Consider the following 23537-nt stretch of genomic DNA (forward strand, 5'->3'; position numbering starts at 1 on the left):
AACTGGCCGGCCGCAACATCTACATCCGCGAGGGCTGCTACAACTGCCACAGCCAGATGATCCGCCCCTTCCGGGACGAGGTCGAGCGCTACGGCCATTACAGCCTCGCCGCCGAGAGCATGTACGACCACCCGTTCCAGTGGGGGTCGAAGCGGACCGGTCCCGATCTCGCCCGCGTCGGCGGTCGCTATTCGGACGAATGGCATGTCCAGCATCTCGTCGATCCGCGCTCGGTGGTGCCGGAATCGATCATGCCGGCCTACGCCTTCCTGCGCGAACGCGATCTCGACGTGAAGCATCTCGACGAACATCTGGCTGCGCTGCGAAAGGTCGGCGTCCCCTACAGCAAGGAGGCGATCGACAAGGCGGTCGAGGATGCGCTCGCCCAGGCCAGCCCCGACGCTGACAGCAGCCTCCTGAAGGCGCGCTATCCCAAGGCGCAGGCCCGCGACTTCGACGGCGACCCCAAGCGGGTGACCGAGATGGATGCGCTCGTTGCCTATCTGCAGATGCTCGGCACGCTGGTCGACACCCGTGCCGCCGAACCGATGGAGCAGGCGCGATGAACTACGAGACGCTGCGCCACGCCGCCGACAGCTGGGGGCTGCTCTTCCTGACCACGACATTCCTGCTCGCGACCTGGCGGGCGCTGCGCCCCTCGGCGCGGGCAGCCCATCGCGACGCGAGCCTCATTCCTCTTCGTGACGAAAGCCCGTGCGATGACTGAGAAGAAGATCGACGAAGCGACCGGGACCGAGACCAAGGGCCATGAATGGGACGGCATCGAGGAACTCGATACGCCGCTGCCCCGCTGGTGGCTGTGGAGCTTCTATGCCTGCATCCTGTTCGCGATCGGCTATTCGATCGCCTATCCCGCGATCCCGCTGCTCGACCGGGCGACCACCGGCCTGCTCGGCTGGACCAGCCAGGGCGAGCTGCGGCAGGAGATGCGCGCGGCGGATACGGCGAACGCCGCCACCCGCACCGCGATCGCCAGCGCCGACATCGCGACGCTCGATCCGCACAGCCCGCTGATGCAGGCCGCCGTCGCGGGCGGTCGCGCCGCGTTCAAGGTGAACTGCGCGCCCTGCCACGGCGCAGGCGCCGCCGGGAGCAAGGGCTATCCCAACCTCAACGACGACGACTGGCTGTGGGGCGGCGACCGCGCCGCGATCCATGCCACCATCCTGCACGGCATCCGCCAGCCCGACAGCAGCACGACGCGCATGTCGCAAATGCCCGCCTTCGGACGCGACGGCATATTGAAGCCCGAAGAGATTCAGGACGTCGTGTCCTATGTACGACTGATCTCGCGGCAGGAGGGCACCAGCCCAGCGGCACAACGCGGTGCGGCGCTGTTCGCCGCCAACTGCGCCGCCTGTCATGGCGCCGACGCCCATGGGAATCGCGAACTCGGCGCGCCGAAGCTGACCGACGCGATCTGGCTCTATGGTGGCGACCGTGAGGCGCTGACGACCACGATCACCAACGCCCGTTATGGCGTCATGCCGGCCTGGGGCGAGAAGCTGGACGCGGCGACGATCAACATGCTCACCGCCTATGTCCATTCGCTCGGAGGTGGCGAATAATGTCCGGTCATGCGGACAGAACCGGCAAGGAGGGCGGGCTCTATGCCCGCCGCGCCGACATCTTTCCGCGCGCGGTCGACGGCTTCTTCCGTCGGCTCAAATGGTACGTCATGGCCGCGACGCTGGCGGTCTATTATGTCACGCCCTGGCTGCGCTGGGACCGGGGCCCCTATGCCCCCGACCAGGCGGTGCTGGTCGACCTCGCCCATCGCCGCTTCTATTTCTTCGGCATCGAGATCTGGCCGCACGAATTCTATTTCGTCGCGGGGCTGCTGGTGATGGCCGGCGTCGGCCTGTTCCTCGTCACCTCGACCGTGGGCCGCGCCTGGTGCGGCTATGCCTGCCCGCAGACCGTGTGGACGGACCTGTTCCTGCACATCGAGCGCTTCATCGACGGCGACCGCAACGCGCAGCTGCGACTGAAGAAGGCGCCGTGGACTACGGCCAAGATCGCGCGTCGCGCCGTGAAGCATGGCGCATGGATCGTCGTCGGCCTGCTGACCGGAGGCGCCTGGATCTTCTACTTCGCGGATGCCCCGACGCTGCTGTCCGACCTGCTGAACGGACAGGCGGCGACCGTCGCCTATGCGACGATCGGCGTGCTGACGGCAACCACCTATGTGTTCGGCGGACTGATGCGCGAGCAGGTCTGCATCTATATGTGTCCCTGGCCGCGTATCCAGGGGGCGATGCTCGACGAACGGTCGCTCATCGTCACCTACAAGGACTGGCGCGGCGAACCCCGGTCGCACGGCACCAAGCGCAGCGAGGGTGCTGGCGACTGCATCGACTGCAAGGCCTGCGTGCAGGTCTGTCCGACCGGCATCGACATTCGCGACGGCGCGCAGATGGCCTGCATCACCTGCGCGCTCTGCATCGACGCCTGCGACGAGATGATGGACAAGATCGGCAAGCCACGCGGTTTGATCGACTATGCGACGCTGGAAGGCTGCGAGGCCGAAGCCGCCGGCGCGGCTCCGATACCGATCGCGCGGACGCTGACCCGGCCGCGTACGCTGTTCTATGTCGGGCTGTGGGCGCTGGTCGGGCTGGTCATGATGTTCGCGCTCGGCAACCGCACGCGCCTCGACCTGACCGTCGGCCATGACCGCAACCCGCTTTGGGTGCGCATGTCCGACGGCGACGTCCGCAACGCCTATACGATCAAGCTGCGCAACATGGAGTCGCGCCCGCGCGTCGTGCTGCTTAGCCTCGACGGCATGGCGGACGCCCGGATGTGGGACTCGGCCGATGGCGAGAGCGCCGCCGCGCCCGTTCTGCGCTTCACGGTGCCCGCCGACAGCGTCGCCCAGCGGCGCATCTATGTCCGTGGAAAAGCGCAGGCGGAAGCGAGCGTGCCGGTCGGCTTCACCGTCACGGCCGCCGACGACCACAAGGCAAGCGACCGCGTCGAGAGCCGTTTCGAAGGACCGGAGGAGTAAATGCGCAGAGGGTTTACCGGCCGCCACATGGCGGCCTCGATGGTCGGCTTCTTCACGGTGGTCATAGCGGTCAACGTGACCATGGCCACCGTGGCGTCGCACAGCTTCGGGGGCACCGTGGTCGACAACAGCTATGTCGCCAGCCAGCGTTTCAACCGCTGGCTCGACGAAGCCGCCGCCGAACGCAAGCTGGGCTGGACGGTCGGGGCCGATCGCGTCGGTGACCGGGCGGAGATTCATCTCCATGGCACCGGCGGCCCTCTCCCCGAAGCCAGCGTCACCGCCGTGGCACAGCATCCGCTCGGGCGCCAACCCGACCGTCCCCTGCGCTTCGAGAGCCAGGGGAACGGCCAATATCGCTCGATCCAGACCCTGCCGGCGGGCCGCTGGCGGCTGCGGATCGAGGTCCGCAACGGCCATGACGCCGCCCGCTTCGTCGACGAGGTGCCCGCATGAACGCGCTGCTGTCCCACGCCGAATTCGTCCTGCCCGGCATTCGCTGCGCCGGCTGCATCGCCAAGATCGAGGACGGCCTGTCCGGGTTGCCGGGCGTCGTTTCTGCGCGTGTCAATTTCACGGCGAAGCGGGTCGCGGTCGATCATGACGGCTCGCTCGACGATGCCGAACTGCGCCGTGCGATCGGAGAGCTGGGGTTCACCGCCGAACTTCTGGTCGAACCCGGCGAAAAGGACGCGGCTCAGGCGCGCGAAAGCCGCGACCTGCTCAAGGCTCTGGCGGTTGCCGGCTTCGCGGCGATGAACGTCATGCTGCTGTCGGTGTCGATCTGGTCGGGAGCGGAGGGCTCCACGCGCGATCTGTTCCACTGGCTATCGGCGCTCATCGCGATGCCGACCGTCGCCTATGCGGGGCAGCCCTTCTTCAAGTCGGCCTGGGCGGCATTGCGCCATGGCCGGACCAATATGGACGTGCCGATCTCGATCGGCGTCCTTCTCGCGACGCTGCTGAGCCTGTTCGAAACGATCGTCGGCGGAGCCCATGCCTATTTCGACGGTGCGGTCTCGCTGCTCTTCTTCCTGCTCGCGGGCCGCTATCTCGACAGCGCGATGCGGGATCGTGCTCGCGACAGCGCTGCGGCGCTGATGCGTCAGACCGCGCCCGGCGGAACCGTGGTCTATCCCGACGGCAGCAGCGCCTGGGTCCGCGCCGCCGATCTCTCTCCAGGCATGCGCATGATCGTCGCCACCGGCGAGCGCTTCAGCGGGGACGGACGAATCGAAAAGGGCGAGACCCTTATCGATGCCTCGCTCGTCACGGGCGAAAGCGAGCCCGCCCCCGCTGCCACGGGCGATCGCGTGATCGCCGGCACGCTGAACCTGGCTGCACCCGTCGAGATCACCGTGACCGCCGCCGGCGCGGATACCGCAATCGCGGGCATGGCGCGGCTGATGGAAGCCGCCGGACAGGGCAAGTCGCGCTATGTCCGCATCGCCGACCGCGCGGCACGGCTCTACGCACCCGCCGTCCACTCTCTGGCGGCGCTCAGCTTCGCCGGCTGGATGATCGCCGGCGCCGGATGGCATCAGTCTTTGCTGATCGCCGTGGCGGTACTGATCATCACCTGCCCCTGCGCGCTCGGACTGGCCGTGCCGGTCGCACAGGTGGTCGCCGCCGGCGCGATGATGCGGCGGGGCATTTTGGTGAAGGACGGCTCCGCGCTCGAACGCCTGGCCGAAGCCGACAGCGTGCGCTTCGACAAGACCGGCACGCTGACGCTCGGACGCCCCGAACTGGTCGGGGACATGCCCCTGTCGGCCGAGGAGCAACCACTGGCACTGGCGCTTGCCCGGGCTAGCCGCCACCCCTTGTCGATTGCGCTCGCGCGCCGGCTCGAAACGCACGGCGTGACCGCCGCCGATCTCGGCCGGATCGTCGAATATCCGGGCAAGGGCGTCGAAGCGCGGCTGGCCGGAAGGACGATCCGCCTCGGCAGCCCGGCCTGGATCGGCTGCATGGCGCCCGGCGAAGAGCTTGCCTGCGCCTTCTCCGTCGACGGTCAGCCGCCGCGCCTGCTGCGCTTCAGCGACCGCATCCGGCCCGAGGCCGAGGCGAGCGTGCGGCGGCTCGAAGCACAAGGGCTCGAATGCGCCATCCTGTCCGGCGACCGGCGCGCAGCGGTCGCGCCGGTAGCGGCCGAACTCGGCCTGACGGCCGCCGTCGGGCTGTCGCCTGCGGAAAAGGTCGACGCGATCCACCGCCAGGCCGCGATCGGCCATCGCGTGCTGATGGTCGGCGACGGGCTGAACGACGGCCCCGCGCTGGCTGCCGGCCATGTATCGATGGCGCCGGCCTCGGCCAGCGATGTCGGACAGATGGCGGCCGACCTGGTGTTTCTCGGCGACTCGCTGGCCCCCGTTCCGACCGCTATTGACGCCGCGCGGCGCACGATGCGCGTCGTCCGACAGAATTTCGTTCTCGCGATCGGGTACAACATGCTGGCGGTACCGCTCGCGCTGGCCGGCATGGTGACGCCACTTGTGGCCGCGATAGCAATGTCGACATCTTCAATCATCGTCGTGGCGAATGCGCTGCGGCTCCGGAGGATCGGCGTATGAACGGAATTGCCTTGCTCATCCCGATCGCGCTCGGCCTCGGGCTCGCCGGTCTCTTTGCCTTCCATTGGGCGCTGCGCGTGGGCCAGTTCGACGACCCGGAAGGCGCGGCAATCCGTATCCTTCTCGACGACGAGCCGGTTGAAAGGGATTCACACGCCTCCTGACTTAGCCGGAGCTGGCAGCCGCCTCTGTAATCATTTCGTCACCAGCCCGTCACAAATGTCATCGAACTGTCATCAACCCGGCCTAGGGCGAGCTGGTTTTTCATCATCCTGAAGGCAAGATACATGGCACGCAGCTTCAAGGCGGCGCTGATCGCGGGCACCCTGCTCGCATTCCCTGGCCCCGCGGGCGCGCAGACGATCGAAGAGCTGAAGCGCGAGATCGACGAACTGCGGACCATGGTCAAGGCGCTGCAGGCGGCCCAGGCCGCCGGCACGGCACGGCCTGCGGATGCCGCCGTAGCTTCATCGTCCACCACCCCGGCCAGCGCCGCGCCCGTCCCGGCGACATCGCTTGCCGCCAGCCCGGCCGTGGCTCCTGCGGCCGGGACGCCAGCCAATGCGCCGGTCGTCCTGGCATCGGCTCCCGTGCACAAGTCCAAGGCCTGGTATGAGCGGCTTCAGATCCGCGGCTACACCCAGATGCGCTACAACGCCTTTCTGTCGGGGGACGATACCGCTCCAGCCGGCATCTCGCGCCTGCGCTCGGTCCACGACTCGTCGATCTCGGACAAGGGAAGTTTTTCGCTGCGCCGGGTCCGTCTGGTCCTGCAGGGCGACGTAACCGACCGCCTGTCGATCTATATTCAGCCCGATTTCGCCACGGCGGTGAACAATCAGGCGGGCAGCGAACGCCGCGAAGGCTTCGGCCAGCTGCGCGACGCCTATGCCGATTTCTTCCTCGACAAGGACAAGCGCTTCCACCTGCGCTTCGGCCAGTCGAAGGTCCCCTATGGCTGGGAAAATCTTCAGTCCTCGTCGAACCGACTGACGCTCGACCGCTCTGATGCAATCAACAGCGCGATCCCGGGTGAACGCGATCTGGGCGTCGTCGCCTTCTACACCCCGACCCATGTCCAGAAGATCTGGGATCGGCTGGCAGCCGATGGCCAGAAGCTGTTCGGCAATTACGGCGCCCTCGGCCTGGCCCTATACAATGGGCAAGGCATCAACAAGACCGAGCAGGACAAGCATCTGATGAAGGTCGCGATGGCGACCTGGCCGCTCGAGCTCGACGGACTGGGCGAGATGTTCGAGGGACAGGTCCTTGAGGTCGGCGGCTCCGCCATGCTCAACAAATTCCGCCCCGAGATCCGCTCGGGCGGGGTCAGCGCGGTCGCCTATGACGACAACCGCGCGGGCGCACATATCGTCCTCTACCCCAAGCCCTTCGGCTTCCAGGCCGAATGGAACTGGGGCAAGGCGCCGCAATTCGACACGGCGACCCAGACGATCCGCTCGAAGAAGCTCAGCGGCGGCTATGTCCAGACGATGTACCGGATCAAGGAAAGCCCGATCGGGCCGATCATGCCCTATGCCCGCTGGCAGCGCTATCGCGGCGGATGGAAGGCCGCGACCAACGCGCCGCGCCTGGAAACCGACGAACTGGAGCTGGGCGTCGAGTGGCAGATCATCAAGCCGCTCGAACTGACCATCGCTTATGCGTCGATGAAGCGCAGCGAAGCCGACGAACGCCGCACCGGCCGCGCCGAGGGGCAGCTGATCCGGACGCAGCTCCAGTTCAGCTACTGATCCGATCAGTCGCTGTTCTTTCCGAACACCGCGTCCTTGGCCGAATCCAGCCCCTTGAGCACGGCCCAGCCGACCGCATAGGTGAAGACCAGCGGGACGATCGCCCGGACCACGGTGGCCGTGGCCGCGCCGATGATCGCGCCGTCGGCGGTCGAATCTTCGCCGTCCGCGCCATCGATGGCGCTGCCGATCAGGGCACCCAGAGCGGTACTCAGCATCATATAATCTCCATGTGTTGCGGGCCTGATACGCCCTGCCCGGGCTGCGGTTCCACAAAAAGAAGGGGAAGCCGAAGCCTCCCCAAGGTGCAAGTCGGAGAGGAGGACTTGTCTCAGAAACGCATGCCGATGCCAGCACCGAAGACGAACGGGTCGAGATGGAGCTTCACCCGCTGGGTCGCAGCGGCAGTCGTGTCGAGCCGCGCGCGGGTGTCGATGTCGATATATTTGACGTCGAGATTGAAGAATGCGCGCTTGCCAATCGGTATGTCGACGCCGGCCTGCAGCGCATAGCCGAAGCTGGACTTCATCGAGACGTCGGTCTTGCCGACCGCCGCCACGAGACCCTTCGACGCCTTCTCCGAATAGAAGATCGTGTAGTTCACGCCCGCGCCGACATAGGGGCGGATCTGGCCTTCCGGCGCGAAATGATATTGCAGCGTCAGCGTAGGCGGCAGCACCCAGGTCGAGGCCAGCTTGCCGATCGATCCGGTCGTGCCGGTGCGGCCGCTGGCGTCGTGCTTGGTGGTCGCCAGGATCAGCTCGGTGCCGACATTCTTGGTCAGCATGTAGGTGAAGTCGACCTCGGGCATGAAGCTGTTGTTCACCTTGACCTTCTCGCCGGGGAAGGCGGGAAGCACGGAACCGGACTTCTCGTTCGGCGCGACGACGATACCGCGCAGGCGAATGAGGAGGTCACCCTGCTCGGCGCGCGCAGGTCCCGCCAGCATGGTGGCAGCGACTGCGGTTCCGATCATCAGTTTGCGGATCATGTCTCGTAAATCCCTGTGCGTTGACCCGGCCCTGATGCGCCCCCGGCCCCGCCGCTCCCTTGACCTCGCGCAACCCCGCTCTTGATACGGATCAAGGGCGCCAGTGCCCCGGCATGCGATCGGTCCGATCATGTGGACCTATCATCCCGCCCTGCTCCAACGCGCGGTGCCGCGCTACACGAGCTATCCCACTGCCGCCGAGTTCCAGCCGGACGTCGGCACCGCCGAGTTCGCCGAGGCTCTCGACGCGATCCCGGCGCGCGCGCCGCTCTCGCTCTACGTACACATCCCTTATTGTCACGAGATCTGCAGCTATTGCGGCTGCAACACCGGTCGGGCGAACCGCAGCCATCGGCTGGCGGCCTATCTTGAAGCGCTGGATGCCGAGATCGACATGGTCGCCGATCGGCTGTCGGGACGGGGCGTGGTGTCGCGCATCGCCTTCGGCGGCGGCAGCCCCAACGCCATCGCCCCGCTCGACTTCGTCCGCCTCGTCGACCGTCTGACCACGCGCTTTCGCGCGTCGGCGCCGGTCATCTCGGTGGAGATCGATCCGCGCACGCTCGATGCGGCCTGGCTGGGAACGCTGCGCACCGTGGGCGTGCAGCGGGTCAGCCTGGGCGTGCAGACCTTCGATCCCGCGATCCAGGACGCGATCGGACGGGTTCAGCCCGACGCCATGATTGCCCGCGCGGTGGCAGGCTTTCGCGACGCCGGGGTCGGCTCGATCAATTTCGACCTGATGTACGGTCTGCCGGGACAGACGATCGCCGATGTCGAGCGTTCGGCGACCCGCGCCATCGAACTGGGCGCCGATCGCATAGCGCTGTTCGGCTATGCCCATCTGCCGTCGATGTTTCCGCGCCAGCGTCGTATCGATGCCTCCGCGCTTCCCGACGCTGCGCTGCGCTTTCACCAGGCCGCAGCGGGTCACGATCTGTTCGTGGCGGCGGGCTATGTACCGGTCGGCTTCGACCATTTCGCGCGCCCGGACGATGCGCTCGCCATCGCCGCACGCGCGGGCACGCTGCGCCGCAATTTCCAGGGCTTCACCGAGGATGGCAGCCGCCACCTGATCGGCTTCGGCGCGAGCGCGATCAGCGAGTTCCCCGAGCTCCTGACACAGCATCAGAAAAATGCCGGCGCCTATCGCGAGACCGTCACCGCCGGCCGGGTCCCGGTCGAACGCGGCATCCGGCGCGACCAGCAGGAACTCGCCCGGGCCAGGGTCATCGAACAGCTGCTGTGTGCCGGACGAGCACGCACCGGACGCGCGTTGCTACAGGCGGCCGGCCCGGCGCTCGACATCTTCGCGCAGCGCAATCTGCTGCGCATCGAAGGCGACACAATAGAACTCGCCGCCGATGCCCTGCCCTATGCGCGCTCGATCGCGGCCTGTTTCGACGGCCACCGTCCCATCAGCGAAGGGCGGTTCAGTAATGCCATCTGAGCCCGGCACCATGGCCCTGATCGCCTCCGCCACGATGATCGTGGCAATGCTCGGCACGGCCGGGCCGGCACCGGCCGCGACGATGCGTGTCGAGCTGTGCAGCGGCGGCGCGACGCGGACGGTCGACGTCCCCATCGGGGGCAAGCACCGCCCCCATGACGAGAATTGTACGATGGCCTGCCACGCGGCCGATCCGCGGCGGCGGCGCGCCGTCACCTGACCTTGTTCCGCCCGAAGGATTTGATCATGTCCGCCTCAGCGACGCTCGCCCCGGTTACCGAACTCCGCACGCGCAGCGGCCAGCCGCTGCTCGTTCGCTCTGCATCACCCGAAGATGCCAGCCTGCTGGTCGCCTTTTTCGAGCGCGTGTCGGCGGAGGATCTGCGCTTCCGCTTCCTCAGCGCAGTCCACCATGTCCCCGCTGGACAAATTCAGGCGATGACCGAGGTCGACCATCAGCGCAGCGAGAATTTCCTCGCTTTCGACGAAGAAGGCGAGATGGTCGCGACCGCCGTGCTCGGCTGCGACGCGGTGTTCGACACCGCCGAGGTGGCGATCGCGATCCGCCGCGACTGCAAGGGGCGCGGCATCGGCTGGACGCTGCTCGACCATGTCGCGCGCGCGGCGAAGGCCCGAGGCATCAAGCGGCTCCAGTCGATCGAGAGCCGCGACAACCATGCCGCGATTGAACTGGAGCGCGAAATGGGCTTCTCGGCGCGCGAATGTCCCGATGATCCCAGTCTGGTCCTGCTGGAAATCCGCTTCGACGGCTGAAGGAGATCGGCGCGCTTCCGACCGCGCAACCGCTTCATCACCCTGCCGCCGCCATCGACGGGCTTGGACGTCGGGGCAGAAATCCGACATGGTGCGCTCCGTGCGCGATCGGGCTCGCTCAGGTCGAAGAGACCGGACCGCGTTTTCAGCCAAACATGGCTTCTAAGCTAAGGGGACGAGGATGATGGAGCGAGCGGAGCTGGCCGAACTGCCCAGGCACCACCGGGCAACCCAGAACGAGAAGCTGGTCATCGCAGCCTCTTCGCTCGGTACGGTCTTCGAATGGTATGACTTCTATCTCTACGGCCTGCTGGCAACCGCCATCACCGCCCATTTCTTCTCGGGCGTCAACGAGACGACCGGCTTCATCCTGGCGCTCGGCGCTTTCGCGGCAGGCTTTGCGGTGCGGCCTTTCGGCGCGCTCGTCTTCGGGCGGATCGGTGATCTCGTCGGACGCAAGAACACCTTTCTGGTCACCATGGCGATCATGGGCCTGTCGACCTTCGCGGTCGGCTGCCTGCCCTCCTATGATCAGATCGGCGTCGCGGCTCCCGTGATTCTCGTCGGCCTGCGCCTGCTGCAGGGCCTGGCGCTGGGCGGCGAATATGGTGGGGCCGCCACCTATGTCGCCGAACATGCGCCCGCCGACCGGCGCGGCCTCTACACCAGCTGGATCCAGACCACAGCGACGCTCGGCCTGTTCGCCGCGCTGCTGGTGGTGATCGGGGTCCGATTCCTGATGGGGGAGGACAGTTTCGCGGACTGGGGCTGGCGGGTACCCTTCCTCGTCTCGATCGTGCTGCTGGCAGTCTCGATGTGGATCCGCCTGCAACTGGCCGAGAGCCCCGTCTTCCAGAAGATGAAGGAGGAAGGCACCACCTCCAAGGCTCCGCTGACCGAAGCCTTTGCCCGCTGGGGCAATCTCAAATGGGTGCTCGTGGCCCTGTTCGGCGCCGTCGCCGGCCAGGCGGTGGTCTGGTACACCGGCCAGTTCTACGCGCTGTTCTTCCTCGAAAAGACCCTGAAGGTCGACGGCGCGACGACCAATGTCCTGACCGCGATCGCGCTGGGCATCGCGACACCCGCCTTCGTCTTCTTCGGCTGGCTGTCCGATCGGATCGGCCGCAAACCGATCATCCTGACCGGCTGTGCGATCGCGGCGTTGAGCTATTTCCCGTTGTTCAACGCGCTGACCGTAGCCGCCAATCCGGCGCTGGCGCGCGCGCAGGCATCGGCCCCGGTCGAGGTGATCGCCCATGCCGCCGAATGCTCGATCCAGTTCGACCCCATCGGCAAGAACAGCTTCGACGATCGCAGCTGCGACATCGCCAAGACCTTTCTCGCCAAGAGCGGCATCAGCTACCGCAATGTCGAGGCTCCGGCCGGCACGATCGCGAGCATCCGCATCGGCGATCGCCGGATTGATGCGCCGGACCCGGCCCGCGTTACCGGCGCGGAACGCAAAGCGGCGGTCGCGGCCTTTCAGGCGGAAGCGAAATCGGCGCTCGAGGATGCTGGCTATCCTGCGGCCGCCGATCCCGCAGCGATCGACAAGCCGATGGTGGTCGCGATCCTGACCATGCTCGTCCTGCTGGTGACGATGGTCTATGGACCGATCGCGGCGCTGCTCGTCGAGCTGTTCCCAAGCCGCATCCGCTACAGCTCGATGTCGCTGCCCTATCATATCGGCAATGGCTGGTTCGGCGGCTTCCTGCCGACGATCGTCTTCGCAATGGTCGCCGCGACGGGCAACATCTATCATGGTCTCTGGTATCCGATCCTCATCGCTGCAGCGACGGTCCTCATCGGCCTCTTCTTCCTGCCGGAAACCTTCCAGCGCGACATCGACCGTTAGGCCGGGGCGCTGCGGGCAAGAGCGCGACAGACAGAGCCGCGCCCGCAAGCCGCGTCGCCATCCGTATGTTTACGAATGGAGCGCGGCCCGTCCTCCTGCCTAGCTCAGCGCCATGCCGTGGAACATCGTTCGCCTCGACCTAGCCCCTGCGCCGGACGATCCGGACGGCTCGCGCGACCATTGCTATTTCCTGCGCCTCCCGCTCAATCCGGCGGGCTTCGTCGACCAGCGGCGCCTGCGCGAGCAGCCCGAAGAGGCGACCGTGTTGAAATCGACACCGGACGCACCGGAACGCAAGGGCCACCTCGCGCATGTCCGCGACCGATGGGTGATCTCTTATGGACCCGACGGGGAGGACGAGGCGGTGTTCCACCTCGAGACCCACCCCTTCCGTCCCGGTGGCTATGTCACGATTACAGGACCCAGGGGACGACCACTGTCTTTCAGGGTCTGGAGTTGCCAGGCTTTGTAAGTCCCTGTCCCGAGGTTCGGGTTCATTCAAGCTTCCGGAAATGATCGTGTCATGATCCCCGGCTTACCGAAGGCGCAGCGCAGGAGGGGCGTCGCCTTGGTCGCCCCGCCGACCGCTGCTACTTATTGCAAGGAGCGAAACAGCCGCGAGAGGATGACGATGACGCGCAAATGCCGGACCGCCCTCTTCAGCGCTGTTGCTGTCATGCTGCTGGCAGGCGGGATCGTCATCGCCGCCGACGTGCCGCCCGCCATGACCTCACCGGTCAACACGCTTCTCGCGCAGGGCTATCTCGCCCGCGAGGCCTTGCCCGACAGCCTCGCCATTCTGCCCGCACCGCCCACCGAAGGGTCCGCCGCGCTGGCCCGCGATCGGGAGGCGTCGAAGGCGGCGCTCGCGCTCGGCAAGGGCGCGCGCTGGGACCTCGCCACGGCCGACGCCGACCTCCGCACGCCGGCTGCGACAGGCGCCTTTTCCTGCGCTGCCGGTTTCGAGATCAGCCCGCAAGCGACACCGGCGATCGATCGCCTCATGCGCCGCAGCCTGCCTGACCTCGGGCTCGCGACCTATGGTGTCAAGGAACGCTATAAGCGGGCGCGCCCGTTCATGGAGAATGGCGAAGCCAATTGCTCGCCCGATTACACCGAGATGCTGCGCAAGGATGGTTCCTACCCGTCCGGGCATAGTGCGATCGGCTTCGGCTGGGGCCTGATGCTGGCCGAGATCGTGCCCGATCGCTCCGCACGGCTGGTGGCACGCGGCATCGCCTTCGGGGACAGCCGGCGCATCTGCAACCTCCACTGGCTCAGCGATGTCGAGCAGGGACGACTTATGGGGGCAGCGGTCGTTGCCCGCCTGCGTGCCGACCCTCGATTTCAGGCCGATCTTCAGGCCGCCAAAGCCGAGGCGATCGCCGCCCGATCGACGGCGCCGTCGCGCAACTGCGCGCAGGAAGACGCCGCTTTGGCCCAGAAGCCCTGATCGATCAGGCGGGGTCGAAGCAGCGCTCCGCCATCGCCGCAGCGGCCGGCCGCCGACGGCGGTTGCGCCAGTTCGCGACATGAGCACCGGCGAGCAACAGGCTGCCGGCGACAGTCAGACCCGTCTCGATCGCCTCGCGGCTGGCAAAGGCGATACCGGCCGCCATCAACGCGAGGCCCGCCGATCCGGCGGCCAGCGGTACCGAGGCCCGGTGCCGCCGCCAACCAGCGACCAGCGCGAAGGCACTGGTCGGGATCGCCACCAGCAACACGACCAGGTGGAAGCTCTCGCCAGGGTCGAGCCGGTCGGCAAAGGCCGGTAGCGCCGCCAGCAGCAAGGGCAGCAGAAGGCAATGCGCCATGCAGGTGAAGGAAGCGCAGACCGCAAAGCCGTCCAGCACGCTCTCGGCTCGGGCCGATGGCCGCTTTTCATCATCCTGCATCATTACCGCCTCTTTCCTTCTGATCGGCGGCCGATATGTAATGGTATAACATTACTTTCAAGGCTGAATCGGTGGCCCCTGTTCTTTCCATCGCTCCCGCAGCTCTCAGCCCGCCGGTCGCGAGAGGGAGCTCGGAGGCGGTCCTGTCGACCATAACCGATCAGGACGTCCAGCTGGCGCTCTGGCAGCGGCCCAGGCCCTTCGCACTCGCGCCGCTGGACAGGCTCGATCCGGCCAGCATTGCCGACATCGACGTGGAGATCGCCGTCGCCGCGCTTTGCGATGGTGTCGCCCGCGCCATAGACGATGCCGGACCGGGATATGCTCCTGTCAGAACCGCGCTCATTGCCGAAGTCGCTGCGCGCGCCACCGGCTTCGCAGCGCTCTTCCCGGCGCCGTGCCTCCGCCTGCGCCTGGAGGTCGTACAGACCAATGCCTGCTGGAAGTTCCATATGGATTATGTCCGGGCGCGGCTCATCGCCACGCTGTCGGGCCGCGGGACGGAGTGGTGTCTCGCGGATCGCACCGACCCGATCGAAAGAATGACGGCCGGCGAGGTGGCCATCTTCAAGGGGCATATGCTGGTGGACGAGCCGCGCATCCTCCACCGCTCGCCGCCGATCGACGGCAGCGGCGAAACTCGGCTGCTGCTTGCGATCGATCCGGTTACGCCCGACCGCCACCAGATAGCTTGAACGCGTCCGGGAGCAGGCACAGATCGCGCTTTCTTGTCGCCCATAAAGCCGTTAGGGCGGCGCCATGATCCTCGTCATCGACAATTATGACAGCTTCACCTGGAACCTCGTCCATTATCTGATGGAACTGGGCGCGCGGGTGGAGGTCGTCCGCAACGACGCGATCAGCGTCGGCCAGGCGATGTCGAGCGGCGCCGATGCCTATCTGATCTCGCCCGGCCCATGCACGCCCAACGAAGCGGGTATCTCGCTCGACCTGGTCGGTGCATGCGCCGAGGCAGGACGTCCGCTGCTCGGCGTATGCCTGGGCCATCAGTCGATCGGCCAGTATTTCGGTGGTCGCGTCGAGCGCGCACCGCAGCTGATGCACGGCAAGACAAGCCCGATCATCCATGACGGCACCGGCCTGTTCAGGGGACTCCCCTCACCCTTCACCGCGACGCGCTACCATTCGCTGGTGGTGCCTGAGGAAACGATGCCCGACGCGCTGCACATCGCCGCGCGCACGCCCGATGGGCAGGTCATGGGCGTACGCCACAAGACGCTCCCGATCCATGGCGTGCAGTTCCACCCCGAAAGCATCGCCACCGAACATGGTCATGCGTTGCTCGCCAATTTCATGCGCGAAGCCGGCATCGCGGTGAAGGACCGCGGCTGACCTTGGCCTCGCTGCCCGATCCGCGTTTTCCGTTCGATCAGGAAACGGCCCATGCCGTCTTCGCGTCGATCCTCGACGGTTGGCATGGCGAGGAAGAACTCGTCACCTTCCTGACGGCGATGGCCGAGCGCGACGAAACCAGCGCGGAGATAGCCGGCGCGGCCCTCGCCATGCGCGAGCGGGTCGTGCCCGTTCAGGCTCCCCCAGGTGCGATCGACGTCTGCGGCACGGGTGGTGACGGGGCGCACAGCCTGAACGTCTCGACCGCCGTTGCGATCGTGGTTGCGGGTGCGGGCGTGCCGGTGGCGAAGCATGGCAATCGGGCAGCCTCCTCCAAGGCCGGCGCAGCCGACACGCTGGAGGCGCTGGGGCTCGACCTCGATCGCGCATCCGAGCGTGCCGAAGCGAGCCTCAACGAGCTCGGCATCTGCTTCCTGTTCGCGCAGAAGCACCATCCCGCGCTCAAGCCGCTGGGCCCGATCCGCAAGCGCATCGGCCGGCGGACGATCTTCAACCTGCTGGGACCGATCTGCAATCCCGCCGGCGTCACTCGCCAGCTGATCGGCGTCGCGCGGCCCGATTATCTGCCGGTCTATGCCGGGGCGCTCGAACGGATCGGTTGCGATGCCGCCATGATGGTGTCGGGCGACGAACCGCTCGACGAACTGTCGATCGGCGGGCCGAGCAGCATCTTTCGGCTCGGCGAGGTCGGTTTCGGCCCCGAGCGGTTCGAGCCCGCCGATGCAGGCCTGTCGCGCCACCCGCTCGAGGCCATTCGCGGCGGCGACGCCACCTATAATGCCGCCGCGCTGGGCCGGCTGCTCGATAGCGAAAGGGGCGCCTACCGCGACGCGGTGCTGCTCAACGCCGCCGCAGCGCTGATCGTCGCGGGTCGTGCAGAGGGTTGGACCGATGGTGTCGCCATGGCCGGCGAGGCAATCGACAGCGGCGCCGCGCGCCGGCTCCTGACCCGCTGGATCGCCTTCTGATCCTATGACGGCATCGGCTAGCTTGGGCTGCCCATAAACGCTCGTTCCGCATTCCCCCTCCACCGCCTTCGGCGGTCCCCCTCCCCGTTCCGGGGAGGAACTTTTACACCTTAGTTCCTCCCCGGCACGGGGAGGGGGACCATGCGAAGCATGGTGGAGGGGAAGCGGCGCTGCCCGCCTAAATCGACCAAGCGCTGCGGCTTGCACCTCGATCACCTTCAAACATTGTTGCGACAAATTCTCATTTTATTAATTGCGAATCATTCTCACTATCGTTAGCAGCGAACCAGCGACATATCGAAGGGGATCCGCATGACGAACAGGGATTTGGCCAGCTCGGGCTTTTTGGCATTGGCCTGCGTGGGCTTCATCGCAAGCGCGCCGGCTGTGGCGCAGACCGCCGCGAAGCCCGATGAGGAGAAGCGGCTCGGCGGGATGACCGTCAGTTCGACCGCGATCGACGAGGACACGCCCAAGGTCGAGCGGATGGAATCCCCCAAATATACCCGCCCGCTGCTTGACACGCCGCAGACGATCACCGTCATCAACAAGGCGACGATCCAGCAGCAAAACCTCCTGACTCTGCGCGACGTGCTCAGCACCGTCCCCGGCATCACCTTCGGCGCCGGCGAGGGCGGCTTCGGCTATGGCGACCGCATCATCCTGCGTGGACAGGATGCCAAGAACGACGTGACCGTCGACGGCGTGCGCTCGGCCGCCTTCCTCAACCGCAACGAGGTCTATAATATCGAGCAGGTCGAGGTGTCGAACGGCGCCAATTCGGTCATGAACGGCGGCGGTTCGGTCGCCGGCACGATCAACCTCGTTACCAAGCGGCCCCAGGGCGACGACCAGACGATCGTCGATGCCGGCGTCGGCACCGACAATTATTACCGCGCCACGCTCGACGCCAACCGCCGCGTCAGCGACCTGATCGCCGTACGTCTCAACGCCGTCTACCATGAGAATGACGTGCCCGGCCGCGACGTCGAGGATTACAAGCGCTGGGGCATCGCCCCCTCGGTCACCATCGGCGTCGACGGCCCCACCAGCCTGACCCTGCAGTTCGAGCATCTCGACGACAAGGCGATGCCCCAATATGGACTGCGCTATTACGCCAATCTCGGCGGCTTCCTGTCGGACTTCGATCGCAGCGGCTATTATGGCTTCGCCAATCTCGACCGGCAGGATTCCAAGACCAATTCGATGCAGGGCATCTTCAGCCACCGTTTCAGCGATGCGCTGAGCGTTCGCAACCTGACCCGCTACGAAAAGATCCGCCAGCACACCGTCACCAGCCAGCCGACCGGTACCTTCTGCCTCGCCTCGACCGGACTGCAGCCGGCAGTTCCGGGCGCGACCGTCGGCGCCGCCTGCCCCGCGACCGTGCCCGCAGGCTATTATCTGCCGACCGGCGGACGCGGCGTCGAACGCTTCATCACCAATGAGACCGCCTATACGCAGACCGACCTGAGCGCCGAATTCGCCATCGGCGGGATCGAGCATTCGCTGGTCGCGGGCGTCTCGGCCTTGTGGCAGGACTATCGCCAGACGCAGGGCACGCTGCCGCGCAACGCCGACGGCTCGACCCCGACCTTCCCGCTCGTCAGCATCGCCAATCCGGGCGAGGTGGTGCAGGGGCCCGCAGGCTTCACCTATGGCAGCAACATCTACACCGGCCCGGTCAACTTCATCCTGACAAGCCGCAATTTCGGTACGCAGAAAAGCTATGCCGCCTATTTGTTCGACACCGCCAAGTTCAGCGACTGGTTCGAACTGAACGGTGGCGTGCGCTATGAGCATGTCAAGGGATCGAACCGCACGCTGAGCTATGTCACCACGGCGGGCGCGGCCAATCTCGGCGACCTGAGTGCGGCGACCGGCCCCTTCCGCGTGAGCGACAATCTGCTGTCCTACCGCATCGGCGCGGTGTTCAAGCCCAGCGCCAATACCAGCCTCTATGTCGCCTATGGCAATTCCAAGCTGCCCTCGCAGGCGTCGGTCGATGGCGCCTGCACCAACGCCAATTGCCGACTGAAGCCGGAGACCACCTATAATTACGAGATCGGCGCCAAGGCCGACCTGTTCGATGCCCGGCTGCTGCTCACCGCCGCGCTGTTCCGCAACGAGCGCAACTCGATCCGGGTAAACTCGAACGACCCGACCCTTCCCGATCAGACGCTCGACGGCAAGCAACGCGTCGAAGGCCTCTCGCTCGGCGCCTCGGCCCAGATCACCAGCAACTGGACGATCTCGGCCAACTATATGTACCTCGAGTCGAAGATCCTGCAGGGCGTGTCCGACTTCTGCCTTGCCAACCCCAGCACCGCCTGCGCCAACAGCGCAGCCTTCCCCGATCCGACGCGCGGCTATGAGCTGGTCAACACGCCCAGCCATTCGGGCAGCCTGTTCACCACCTATCGCTTCGGCTTCGGCCTCGAGGTCGGCTATGGCCTGACCTATCAGGGCAGCTTTCTGCTCAACCAACCGACCGTGGCCCAGCTGACCGCCGGCAATTATGTCGGCTATCGGGTGCCGAGCTACACGATCCACCGCCTGATGCTGTCCTACCCGATCAGCGACCAGCTGAAGGCGCAGGTCAACGTGCAGAACTTCACCGACGAGAAATATGTCACGACGGTCCGCAACAACGTCAACGGCAGCTGGGCGCAACCCGGCGTCGGACGGCAGGCGGTTTTCAGTCTGAACTACCGCTTCTGAACAACTGCGGCAGCGCCCGCGCGAGGATCCGCCATCGGCTAGGCCGGTGGCGGATTCGTGCTGCTCCAGGAGACGCGACTCGGACGGTCTTTACGCATTCATAATCAACGGCATGTTAGCCATGTTTCCCGGATCGAAAGGGAAATCGATGCTTTCTGCCGAAGTCACCGTCGTCAAACCGTCGCGCCGCCGCGAGGAAAGACTCCCGGCCGACCTCCGCGCCCGGTACGGCGCCTCAGGCAATCCCGAACGCGCGCTGTGCCGGATCATCGACGTTTCGAAACATGGCGCGCGGCTCGAGGTCTATTGCGACCTGCCGCTGTCCACGAGCATCACGCTGAAGCTCCCCAACAGCGAGGCTCTGGGCGCGCGTGTCGTCTGGTCTAAGGATTTCGAGGCCGGCTGTCGATTCAACGAGCCGCTGTCCGACGACGAGCTGGAGTTCATCTTCCGCAAGGGAAACGCCTGACGGCCGCCGCTCCCCTTCGACGACGCGGGCGATGCTGGACCCGCGCCCCGTCCGGGGCTATGCCGCGCGGCGATGAGCAACAAGCTGACCGAGATATGCGACACCAAGCGAGAACTGGTGGCGCAGCGCAAGAGCACGATCGCCTTTTCCGATCTGTCCGACCGCGCCCGCGCGGCCTCGCCCCCGCGTGGCTTCCGCGCCGCGCTCGATGCCAAGGTCGCAGCCGGCGGCTACGGGCTGATCGCGGAGATCAAGAAGGCCTCACCGTCCAAGGGCCTGATCCGCGCCGATTTCGATCCGCCCGCCCATGCGCGAGCTTATGAAGAAGCCGGCGCCGCCTGTCTCTCGGTTCTGACCGACGAGCCCTATTTCCAGGGCCATGATGACTATCTCGTCCAGGCCCGCGCCGCCTGCGCGCTGCCCGCGCTGCGCAAGGATTTCATGGTCGACCCGTGGCAGGTCACCGAGGCCCGCGCACTCGGCGCCGACGCGATCCTGATCATCGTGGCCGCCCTGTCCGAGGCACAGATGAGCGAGATCGAGGCAGCCGCGCTCGACTGGGGCATGGATGTGCTGGTCGAAGTCCACGACGCCGAGGAACTGGAGCGCGCGACGCGGCTGCGCTCCCGCCTGATCGGGGTCAACAACCGCGACCTGCGCGACTTCACCGTCGACTTTGCCCGCACCTATGAGCTGGTCGGTCGCGCGCCCGCCGGCTGCACCTTCGTCGCCGAGAGCGGCCTGGGCTCGAAAGCCGATCTCGACGCGATGGCCGAGCATGGCGTGCGCTGCTTCCTGGTCGGCGAGAGCCTGATGCGCGAGGCCGACGTCGCGGCCGCCACCCGCCGCCTGCTTACCGGCGCATGAGCGGCGGGCTCACCCATCTCGACGAAGACGGCGCGGCCCGCATGGTCGACGTCTCGGCCAAGGCCGAAACGAAACGCGAAGCGACGGCCGAAGGTCGCATCCTGATCGCGGCCGATGCGCTGGAGTCGATCCGGGCGGGTGCAGTGAAGAAGGGCGACGTGCTGGCAGTAGCGCGCGTCGCCGGCATCATGGCGGCGAAGAAGACCGCCGAGCTGATCCCGCTCTGCCATCCACTGCCGATCACCGGCGTGACGCTCGACCTGACCATCGAAGCTGACGGCATCCGCGCCACCGCGACCGTCGGCACGACCTATGGCACCGGCGTCGAGATGGAGGCGCTGACCGCCGTCTCGGTCGCGCTGCTGACCATTTATGACATGGCCAAGGCGCTCGATCGCGGGATGCAGATCGGCGACGTGCGGCTGCTCGCGAAGAGCGGCGGCCGGTCGGGCGACTGGAAGGCCGACTGATGGCCTTGATCCCGGTCGCGGAAGCCCAGGCGCGGATGCTCGCGCTACGCGGCCCGCTGCCGGAAGAGACCGTCCCGCTGCTCGACGCGCTGGGCCGCTATGCTGCGCAGGATATCCTTGCCCGGCGTACCCAGCCCGCTTTGGATCTGTCGGCGATGGACGGCTATGCGATCCGCTTCGCCGAGCGGCCGGGTCCCTGGACCGTGGTCGGCGAAAGTGCCGCCGGTGGTGGGCTCGACCACGCTTTGCAGCCGGGCGAGGCAGCCCGCATCTTCACCGGCGCGCCCGTTCCCCCCGGCGCGGACACGATCCTCATCCAGGAAGAAGCGACGCGCGACGGCGACCGGCTCACCATGACCGGCGAAGGGCCGCCCGCGACAGGTGCCCATGTACGACCCGCCGGCGGCGACTTTCGTGAGGGTTCACTGCTTCTCGCCCAGGGCAGCAGCATCGGCGCGGCGGCGATTGCACTGGCCGCCAGCGGCGGCCATGGGACGTTGCCGGTGCGGCGGCGCCCCCGCGTCGGGCTGCTGTCGACGGGCAACGAACTCGTGCCGGCGGGCGAGCCGACTCCCGGCGCGCTGCTGCCGGCGTCCAATGGCCCGATGCTCGCCGCGCTGCTCGGCCGCAGCGCCTGCATCGTAACCGATCATGGCATCGTCCGCGACGATCTCGACGCCATCGCTGCTGCCTTTGCGCGGATGGCAGGCGAAAGCGACATCATCCTGACGACCGGCGGTGCTTCGGTCGGCGACCATGACCTCGTGCTCCCCGCGCTCCAGCAGGCGGGCGCCGTGATCGACTTCTGGCGGGTAAGGATGAAGCCGGGAAAGCCGGTGATGATCGGCACGCTGGGCGAGGCGATCGTGCTGGGCCTGCCGGGCAATCCGGTGTCGGCCTTCGTGACCGCGACGCTGTTCGCCAGGCCGCTGATCGCCCACCTCCTCGGCGCCACGCACCCCGTGCCGATGCCGATGCCCGCGCGCCTCACGGCCCCCCTCCCCGCAACCGGCAACCGCGCCGAATATGTCCGTGCGCGCTGGACGAACGGCGGCGTCGAACCTCTGTCGGGGCAGGACAGCGCCGGCCTTGCCGCACTGGTGCAGGCCGAACTGCTGATCGTCCGCGAGGCCGAGGCCGGAGGCCTTCCGGCGGGTGCGGAGGTGGAGGTTCTGCCCTTCGCTTGACAAGATTCCTGCAGTTGCCTAAATGTTCCCCGTCCGTTCCCGATGGGGTCAAAGACCATGCTCACGCGCAAGCAACATGAACTGCTCTGCTTCATCCAGGAACGCCTGTCGGCGACCGGTGTTTCGCCTTCGTTCGAGGAAATGAAGGAAGCGCTGGAGCTCAAGTCCAAGTCGGGCGTCCACCGCCTGATCAGCGCACTCGAGGAACGCAACTTCATCCGCCGCCTGCCCAACCGCGCCCGCGCGCTCGAGGTGCTGCGCGTTCCCGAGATGACGGGCAAGGCCTCAGCGCCCGCCGCCAAGGCGAAGGCACCCGCCGTCGTTCCGCAGCCAGCGAACGAGAATGTGCTCGAGATTCCGCTGCACGGCCGCATCGCCGCCGGTCTGCCGATCGAGGCGATGGAGGGGCACAGCTCGCTTTCGGTGCCCGCCGCTCTGTTGGGGCCGGGCGAACATTATGCGCTCGAAGTGTCGGGGGACTCGATGGTCGAGGCGGGCATTCTCGACGGCGACTATGCATTGATCCGCCGCGCCGAAACCGCGCGCGACGGCGAGATCGTCGTGGCGCTCATCGCCGACCATGAGGCGACGCTCAAATATTTCCGGCGCGAGGGCGGCATGGTCCGCCTCGATCCGGCAAACCGTTCTTACGACCCGCAGCGCTATCGTCCGGATCAGGTGCAGATCCAGGGCAAGCTCGCAGGGCTTTTGCGACGCTACTGATCGGATCGGCAGGCCCGGCCTCGCAGCGGGACCGGGCGGCCACCAGTGCTCAGCCGAATTTGCAGGCCGAGAATTTGTTGCCGTCGAGATCGCGGAAATAGGACATGTAGAAGCCGGGACCGCGCTCGCCCGGCGCGCCTTCGTCGGCACCACCCAGCGCCAGCGCCCTGGCATGGAAAGCATCGACCGCCTCGCGGCTTTCGAGTTCGAACGCGATCATCGTGCCGTTTCCGGCCGTCGCATCCTTGCCATCGAACGGCCGGACCAGGCCCAGCATCGGGGCCCCGTTCTTGCCGAACACGGCGCCCCCGCTCGGATGATCGAACATCTTGGTCGCGCCCTGCGTCGCCAGCAACTCGGTGTAGAAGGCGAGCGCCTTTTCCATATCGTTGGTGCCGACGGTGACGTAGCGCAATTCCATCATCTCTCTCCTCT

At 66.6% G+C, this 23537-nt stretch carries 27 protein-coding genes; 23 read left to right on the forward strand and 4 right to left on the reverse strand.

The genetic code is table 11. The features are described from left to right. From ccoO to KAY22_RS00565, 8 genes are all read left to right on the forward strand, one after another. A partial coding sequence (gene ccoO / locus KAY22_RS00530) for a cytochrome-c oxidase, cbb3-type subunit II (protein ID WP_296618806.1) occupies positions 1–566 on the forward strand: 566 nt, incomplete at its 5' end. After that, a complete protein-coding gene (locus KAY22_RS00535) occupies positions 563–727 on the forward strand; it encodes a cbb3-type cytochrome c oxidase subunit 3 (protein WP_296618808.1) in 165 nt (54 codons plus the stop codon). The genes ccoO and KAY22_RS00535, both read left to right, overlap by 4 nt. Beyond that, positions 720–1589, forward strand: coding sequence for a cytochrome-c oxidase, cbb3-type subunit III (ccoP, locus tag KAY22_RS00540; RefSeq protein WP_296618810.1), 870 nt, complete (start codon positions 720–722; stop codon positions 1587–1589). The genes KAY22_RS00535 and ccoP overlap by 8 nt, the downstream gene beginning before the upstream one ends. After that, positions 1589–3031, forward strand: coding sequence for a cytochrome c oxidase accessory protein CcoG (gene ccoG / locus KAY22_RS00545; protein ID WP_296618812.1), 1443 nt, complete (start codon positions 1589–1591; stop codon positions 3029–3031). Before ccoP ends, ccoG begins: the two co-directional genes overlap by 1 nt. Continuing rightward, complete coding sequence (locus KAY22_RS00550; protein ID WP_296618814.1) at positions 3032–3487, forward strand: FixH family protein; 456 nt, start codon at positions 3032–3034, stop codon at positions 3485–3487. Further along, positions 3484–5604 (forward strand): heavy metal translocating P-type ATPase, encoded by a 2121-nt coding sequence (locus KAY22_RS00555; RefSeq protein WP_296618816.1) that lies wholly within the window; start codon positions 3484–3486, stop codon positions 5602–5604. The genes KAY22_RS00550 and KAY22_RS00555 overlap by 4 nt, the downstream gene beginning before the upstream one ends. Further along, the gene (gene ccoS / locus KAY22_RS00560) at positions 5601–5768 is read left to right on the forward strand and encodes a cbb3-type cytochrome oxidase assembly protein CcoS (protein WP_296618818.1); all 168 of its coding nucleotides are present in this window, start codon (positions 5601–5603) and stop codon (positions 5766–5768) included. Before KAY22_RS00555 ends, ccoS begins: the two co-directional genes overlap by 4 nt. A 123-nt stretch (positions 5769–5891) precedes the next feature. After that, positions 5892–7358 carry a porin gene (locus KAY22_RS00565; RefSeq protein ID WP_296618821.1) on the forward strand — a complete coding sequence of 489 codons (1467 nt, stop codon included), beginning with the start codon at positions 5892–5894 and terminating at the stop codon, positions 7356–7358. A 5-nt stretch (positions 7359–7363) separates the two neighbouring features. Here KAY22_RS00565 and KAY22_RS00570 read toward each other — a convergent pair whose 3' ends face one another. Both KAY22_RS00570 and KAY22_RS00575 read right to left on the reverse strand, forming a co-directional pair. Further along, the gene (locus KAY22_RS00570; protein ID WP_366514051.1) at positions 7364–7579 is read right to left on the reverse strand and encodes a hypothetical protein; all 216 of its coding nucleotides are present in this window, start codon (positions 7577–7579) and stop codon (positions 7364–7366) included. 110 nt (positions 7580–7689) lie between these two features. After that, a complete protein-coding gene (locus KAY22_RS00575; RefSeq protein ID WP_296618824.1) occupies positions 7690–8349 on the reverse strand; it encodes an OmpW family protein in 660 nt (219 codons plus the stop codon). Positions 8350–8479: 130 nt separating this feature from the next. On the opposite strand from KAY22_RS00575, the gene hemN reads away from it, so the two are divergent. From hemN to KAY22_RS00605, 6 genes are all read left to right on the forward strand, one after another. After that, on the forward strand, positions 8480–9799 hold the full coding sequence (gene hemN / locus KAY22_RS00580) for an oxygen-independent coproporphyrinogen III oxidase (RefSeq protein ID WP_296618827.1): 1320 nt from the start codon (positions 8480–8482) through the stop codon (positions 9797–9799). Next, on the forward strand, positions 9789–10019 hold the full coding sequence (locus tag KAY22_RS00585; protein WP_296618830.1) for a hypothetical protein: 231 nt from the start codon (positions 9789–9791) through the stop codon (positions 10017–10019). The genes hemN and KAY22_RS00585 overlap by 11 nt, the downstream gene beginning before the upstream one ends. 26 nt (positions 10020–10045) lie before the next feature. Further along, positions 10046–10573, forward strand: a complete 528-nt coding sequence (locus KAY22_RS00590) for a GNAT family N-acetyltransferase (protein ID WP_296618833.1) — start codon at positions 10046–10048, stop codon at positions 10571–10573. 184 nt (positions 10574–10757) lie between these two features. Further along, the gene (locus tag KAY22_RS00595) at positions 10758–12428 is read left to right on the forward strand and encodes an MFS transporter (RefSeq protein WP_296618977.1); all 1671 of its coding nucleotides are present in this window, start codon (positions 10758–10760) and stop codon (positions 12426–12428) included. 112 nt (positions 12429–12540) lie between these two features. Next, positions 12541–12900, forward strand: coding sequence for a hypothetical protein (locus KAY22_RS00600; RefSeq protein ID WP_296618836.1), 360 nt, complete (start codon positions 12541–12543; stop codon positions 12898–12900). Between the two features lie 159 nt (positions 12901–13059). Further along, entirely contained in the window at positions 13060–13881 is an 822-nt protein-coding gene (locus KAY22_RS00605) for a phosphatase PAP2 family protein (protein ID WP_296618839.1), read from the forward strand. A 4-nt stretch (positions 13882–13885) separates the two neighbouring features. Here KAY22_RS00605 and KAY22_RS00610 read toward each other — a convergent pair whose 3' ends face one another. Next, on the reverse strand, positions 13886–14326 hold the full coding sequence (locus tag KAY22_RS00610) for a MerC domain-containing protein (protein WP_296618842.1): 441 nt from the start codon (positions 14324–14326) through the stop codon (positions 13886–13888). Between the two features lie 68 nt (positions 14327–14394). Here KAY22_RS00610 and KAY22_RS00615 point away from each other — a divergent pair, with 68 nt between their 5' ends. The 9 genes from KAY22_RS00615 (at position 14395) to lexA (ending at position 23102) form a co-directional block, all read left to right on the forward strand. Further along, positions 14395–15018: a DUF1826 domain-containing protein gene (locus KAY22_RS00615; protein ID WP_296618843.1), complete on the forward strand. Its 624-nt coding sequence runs from the start codon at positions 14395–14397 to the stop codon at positions 15016–15018. A 64-nt stretch (positions 15019–15082) separates the two neighbouring features. Continuing rightward, a complete protein-coding gene (locus KAY22_RS00620; RefSeq protein ID WP_296618846.1) occupies positions 15083–15676 on the forward strand; it encodes an aminodeoxychorismate/anthranilate synthase component II in 594 nt (197 codons plus the stop codon). Continuing rightward, entirely contained in the window at positions 15673–16665 is a 993-nt protein-coding gene (trpD, locus tag KAY22_RS00625) for an anthranilate phosphoribosyltransferase (protein ID WP_296618979.1), read from the forward strand. The genes KAY22_RS00620 and trpD overlap by 4 nt, the downstream gene beginning before the upstream one ends. A gap of 312 nt (positions 16666–16977) precedes the next feature. Continuing rightward, positions 16978–19386 carry a TonB-dependent receptor gene (locus KAY22_RS00630; RefSeq protein ID WP_296618849.1) on the forward strand — a complete coding sequence of 803 codons (2409 nt, stop codon included), beginning with the start codon at positions 16978–16980 and terminating at the stop codon, positions 19384–19386. A gap of 148 nt (positions 19387–19534) precedes the next feature. Further along, complete coding sequence (locus KAY22_RS00635; protein ID WP_296618853.1) at positions 19535–19855, forward strand: PilZ domain-containing protein; 321 nt, start codon at positions 19535–19537, stop codon at positions 19853–19855. A 72-nt stretch (positions 19856–19927) separates the two neighbouring features. Continuing rightward, positions 19928–20722: an indole-3-glycerol phosphate synthase TrpC gene (gene trpC / locus KAY22_RS00640; protein ID WP_296618857.1), complete on the forward strand. Its 795-nt coding sequence runs from the start codon at positions 19928–19930 to the stop codon at positions 20720–20722. Further along, positions 20719–21192 (forward strand): cyclic pyranopterin monophosphate synthase MoaC, encoded by a 474-nt coding sequence (gene moaC, locus KAY22_RS00645; RefSeq protein WP_296618859.1) that lies wholly within the window; start codon positions 20719–20721, stop codon positions 21190–21192. Before trpC ends, moaC begins: the two co-directional genes overlap by 4 nt. Next, on the forward strand, positions 21192–22379 hold the full coding sequence (gene glp, locus KAY22_RS00650; protein ID WP_296618861.1) for a gephyrin-like molybdotransferase Glp: 1188 nt from the start codon (positions 21192–21194) through the stop codon (positions 22377–22379). Before moaC ends, glp begins: the two co-directional genes overlap by 1 nt. Before the next feature lie 57 nt (positions 22380–22436). After that, positions 22437–23102, forward strand: a complete 666-nt coding sequence (gene lexA / locus KAY22_RS00655) for a transcriptional repressor LexA (RefSeq protein WP_296618863.1) — start codon at positions 22437–22439, stop codon at positions 23100–23102. A 49-nt stretch (positions 23103–23151) separates the two neighbouring features. On the opposite strand, the gene KAY22_RS00660 is transcribed toward lexA, so the two are convergent. Further along, positions 23152–23526 carry a VOC family protein gene (locus tag KAY22_RS00660; RefSeq protein WP_296618867.1) on the reverse strand — a complete coding sequence of 125 codons (375 nt, stop codon included), beginning with the start codon at positions 23524–23526 and terminating at the stop codon, positions 23152–23154. Positions 23527–23537 lie beyond the last annotated feature (11 nt).

This window comes from Rhizorhabdus sp., from assembly GCF_018006725.1.
Taxonomy (GTDB): Bacteria; Pseudomonadota; Alphaproteobacteria; order Sphingomonadales; family Sphingomonadaceae; genus Rhizorhabdus.

Bases quoted from the DNA above. Each gene is read 5' to 3' on its own strand.
- KAY22_RS00535 (WP_296618808.1), top strand. From the start codon at position 563: ATGAACTACGAGACGCTGCGCCACGCCGCCGACAGCTGGGGGCTGCTC.
- ccoP (WP_296618810.1), top strand. From the start codon at position 720: ATGACTGAGAAGAAGATCGACGAAGCGACCGGGACCGAGACCAAGGGC.
- ccoG (WP_296618812.1), top strand. From the start codon at position 1,589: ATGTCCGGTCATGCGGACAGAACCGGCAAGGAGGGCGGGCTCTATGCC.
- KAY22_RS00550 (WP_296618814.1), top strand. From the start codon at position 3,032: ATGCGCAGAGGGTTTACCGGCCGCCACATGGCGGCCTCGATGGTCGGC.
- KAY22_RS00555 (WP_296618816.1), top strand. From the start codon at position 3,484: ATGAACGCGCTGCTGTCCCACGCCGAATTCGTCCTGCCCGGCATTCGC.
- ccoS (WP_296618818.1), top strand. From the start codon at position 5,601: ATGAACGGAATTGCCTTGCTCATCCCGATCGCGCTCGGCCTCGGGCTC.
- KAY22_RS00565 (WP_296618821.1), top strand. From the start codon at position 5,892: ATGGCACGCAGCTTCAAGGCGGCGCTGATCGCGGGCACCCTGCTCGCA.
- KAY22_RS00570 (WP_366514051.1), bottom strand. From the start codon at position 7,579: ATGATGCTGAGTACCGCTCTGGGTGCCCTGATCGGCAGCGCCATCGAT.
- KAY22_RS00575 (WP_296618824.1), bottom strand. From the start codon at position 8,349: ATGATCCGCAAACTGATGATCGGAACCGCAGTCGCTGCCACCATGCTG.
- hemN (WP_296618827.1), top strand. From the start codon at position 8,480: ATGTGGACCTATCATCCCGCCCTGCTCCAACGCGCGGTGCCGCGCTAC.
- KAY22_RS00585 (WP_296618830.1), top strand. From the start codon at position 9,789: ATGCCATCTGAGCCCGGCACCATGGCCCTGATCGCCTCCGCCACGATG.
- KAY22_RS00590 (WP_296618833.1), top strand. From the start codon at position 10,046: ATGTCCGCCTCAGCGACGCTCGCCCCGGTTACCGAACTCCGCACGCGC.
- KAY22_RS00595 (WP_296618977.1), top strand. From the start codon at position 10,758: ATGGAGCGAGCGGAGCTGGCCGAACTGCCCAGGCACCACCGGGCAACC.
- KAY22_RS00600 (WP_296618836.1), top strand. From the start codon at position 12,541: ATGCCGTGGAACATCGTTCGCCTCGACCTAGCCCCTGCGCCGGACGAT.
- KAY22_RS00605 (WP_296618839.1), top strand. From the start codon at position 13,060: ATGACGCGCAAATGCCGGACCGCCCTCTTCAGCGCTGTTGCTGTCATG.
- KAY22_RS00610 (WP_296618842.1), bottom strand. From the start codon at position 14,326: ATGATGCAGGATGATGAAAAGCGGCCATCGGCCCGAGCCGAGAGCGTG.
- KAY22_RS00620 (WP_296618846.1), top strand. From the start codon at position 15,083: ATGATCCTCGTCATCGACAATTATGACAGCTTCACCTGGAACCTCGTC.
- KAY22_RS00630 (WP_296618849.1), top strand. From the start codon at position 16,978: ATGACGAACAGGGATTTGGCCAGCTCGGGCTTTTTGGCATTGGCCTGC.
- KAY22_RS00635 (WP_296618853.1), top strand. From the start codon at position 19,535: ATGCTTTCTGCCGAAGTCACCGTCGTCAAACCGTCGCGCCGCCGCGAG.
- trpC (WP_296618857.1), top strand. From the start codon at position 19,928: ATGAGCAACAAGCTGACCGAGATATGCGACACCAAGCGAGAACTGGTG.
- moaC (WP_296618859.1), top strand. From the start codon at position 20,719: ATGAGCGGCGGGCTCACCCATCTCGACGAAGACGGCGCGGCCCGCATG.
- glp (WP_296618861.1), top strand. From the start codon at position 21,192: ATGGCCTTGATCCCGGTCGCGGAAGCCCAGGCGCGGATGCTCGCGCTA.
- lexA (WP_296618863.1), top strand. From the start codon at position 22,437: ATGCTCACGCGCAAGCAACATGAACTGCTCTGCTTCATCCAGGAACGC.
- KAY22_RS00660 (WP_296618867.1), bottom strand. From the start codon at position 23,526: ATGATGGAATTGCGCTACGTCACCGTCGGCACCAACGATATGGAAAAG.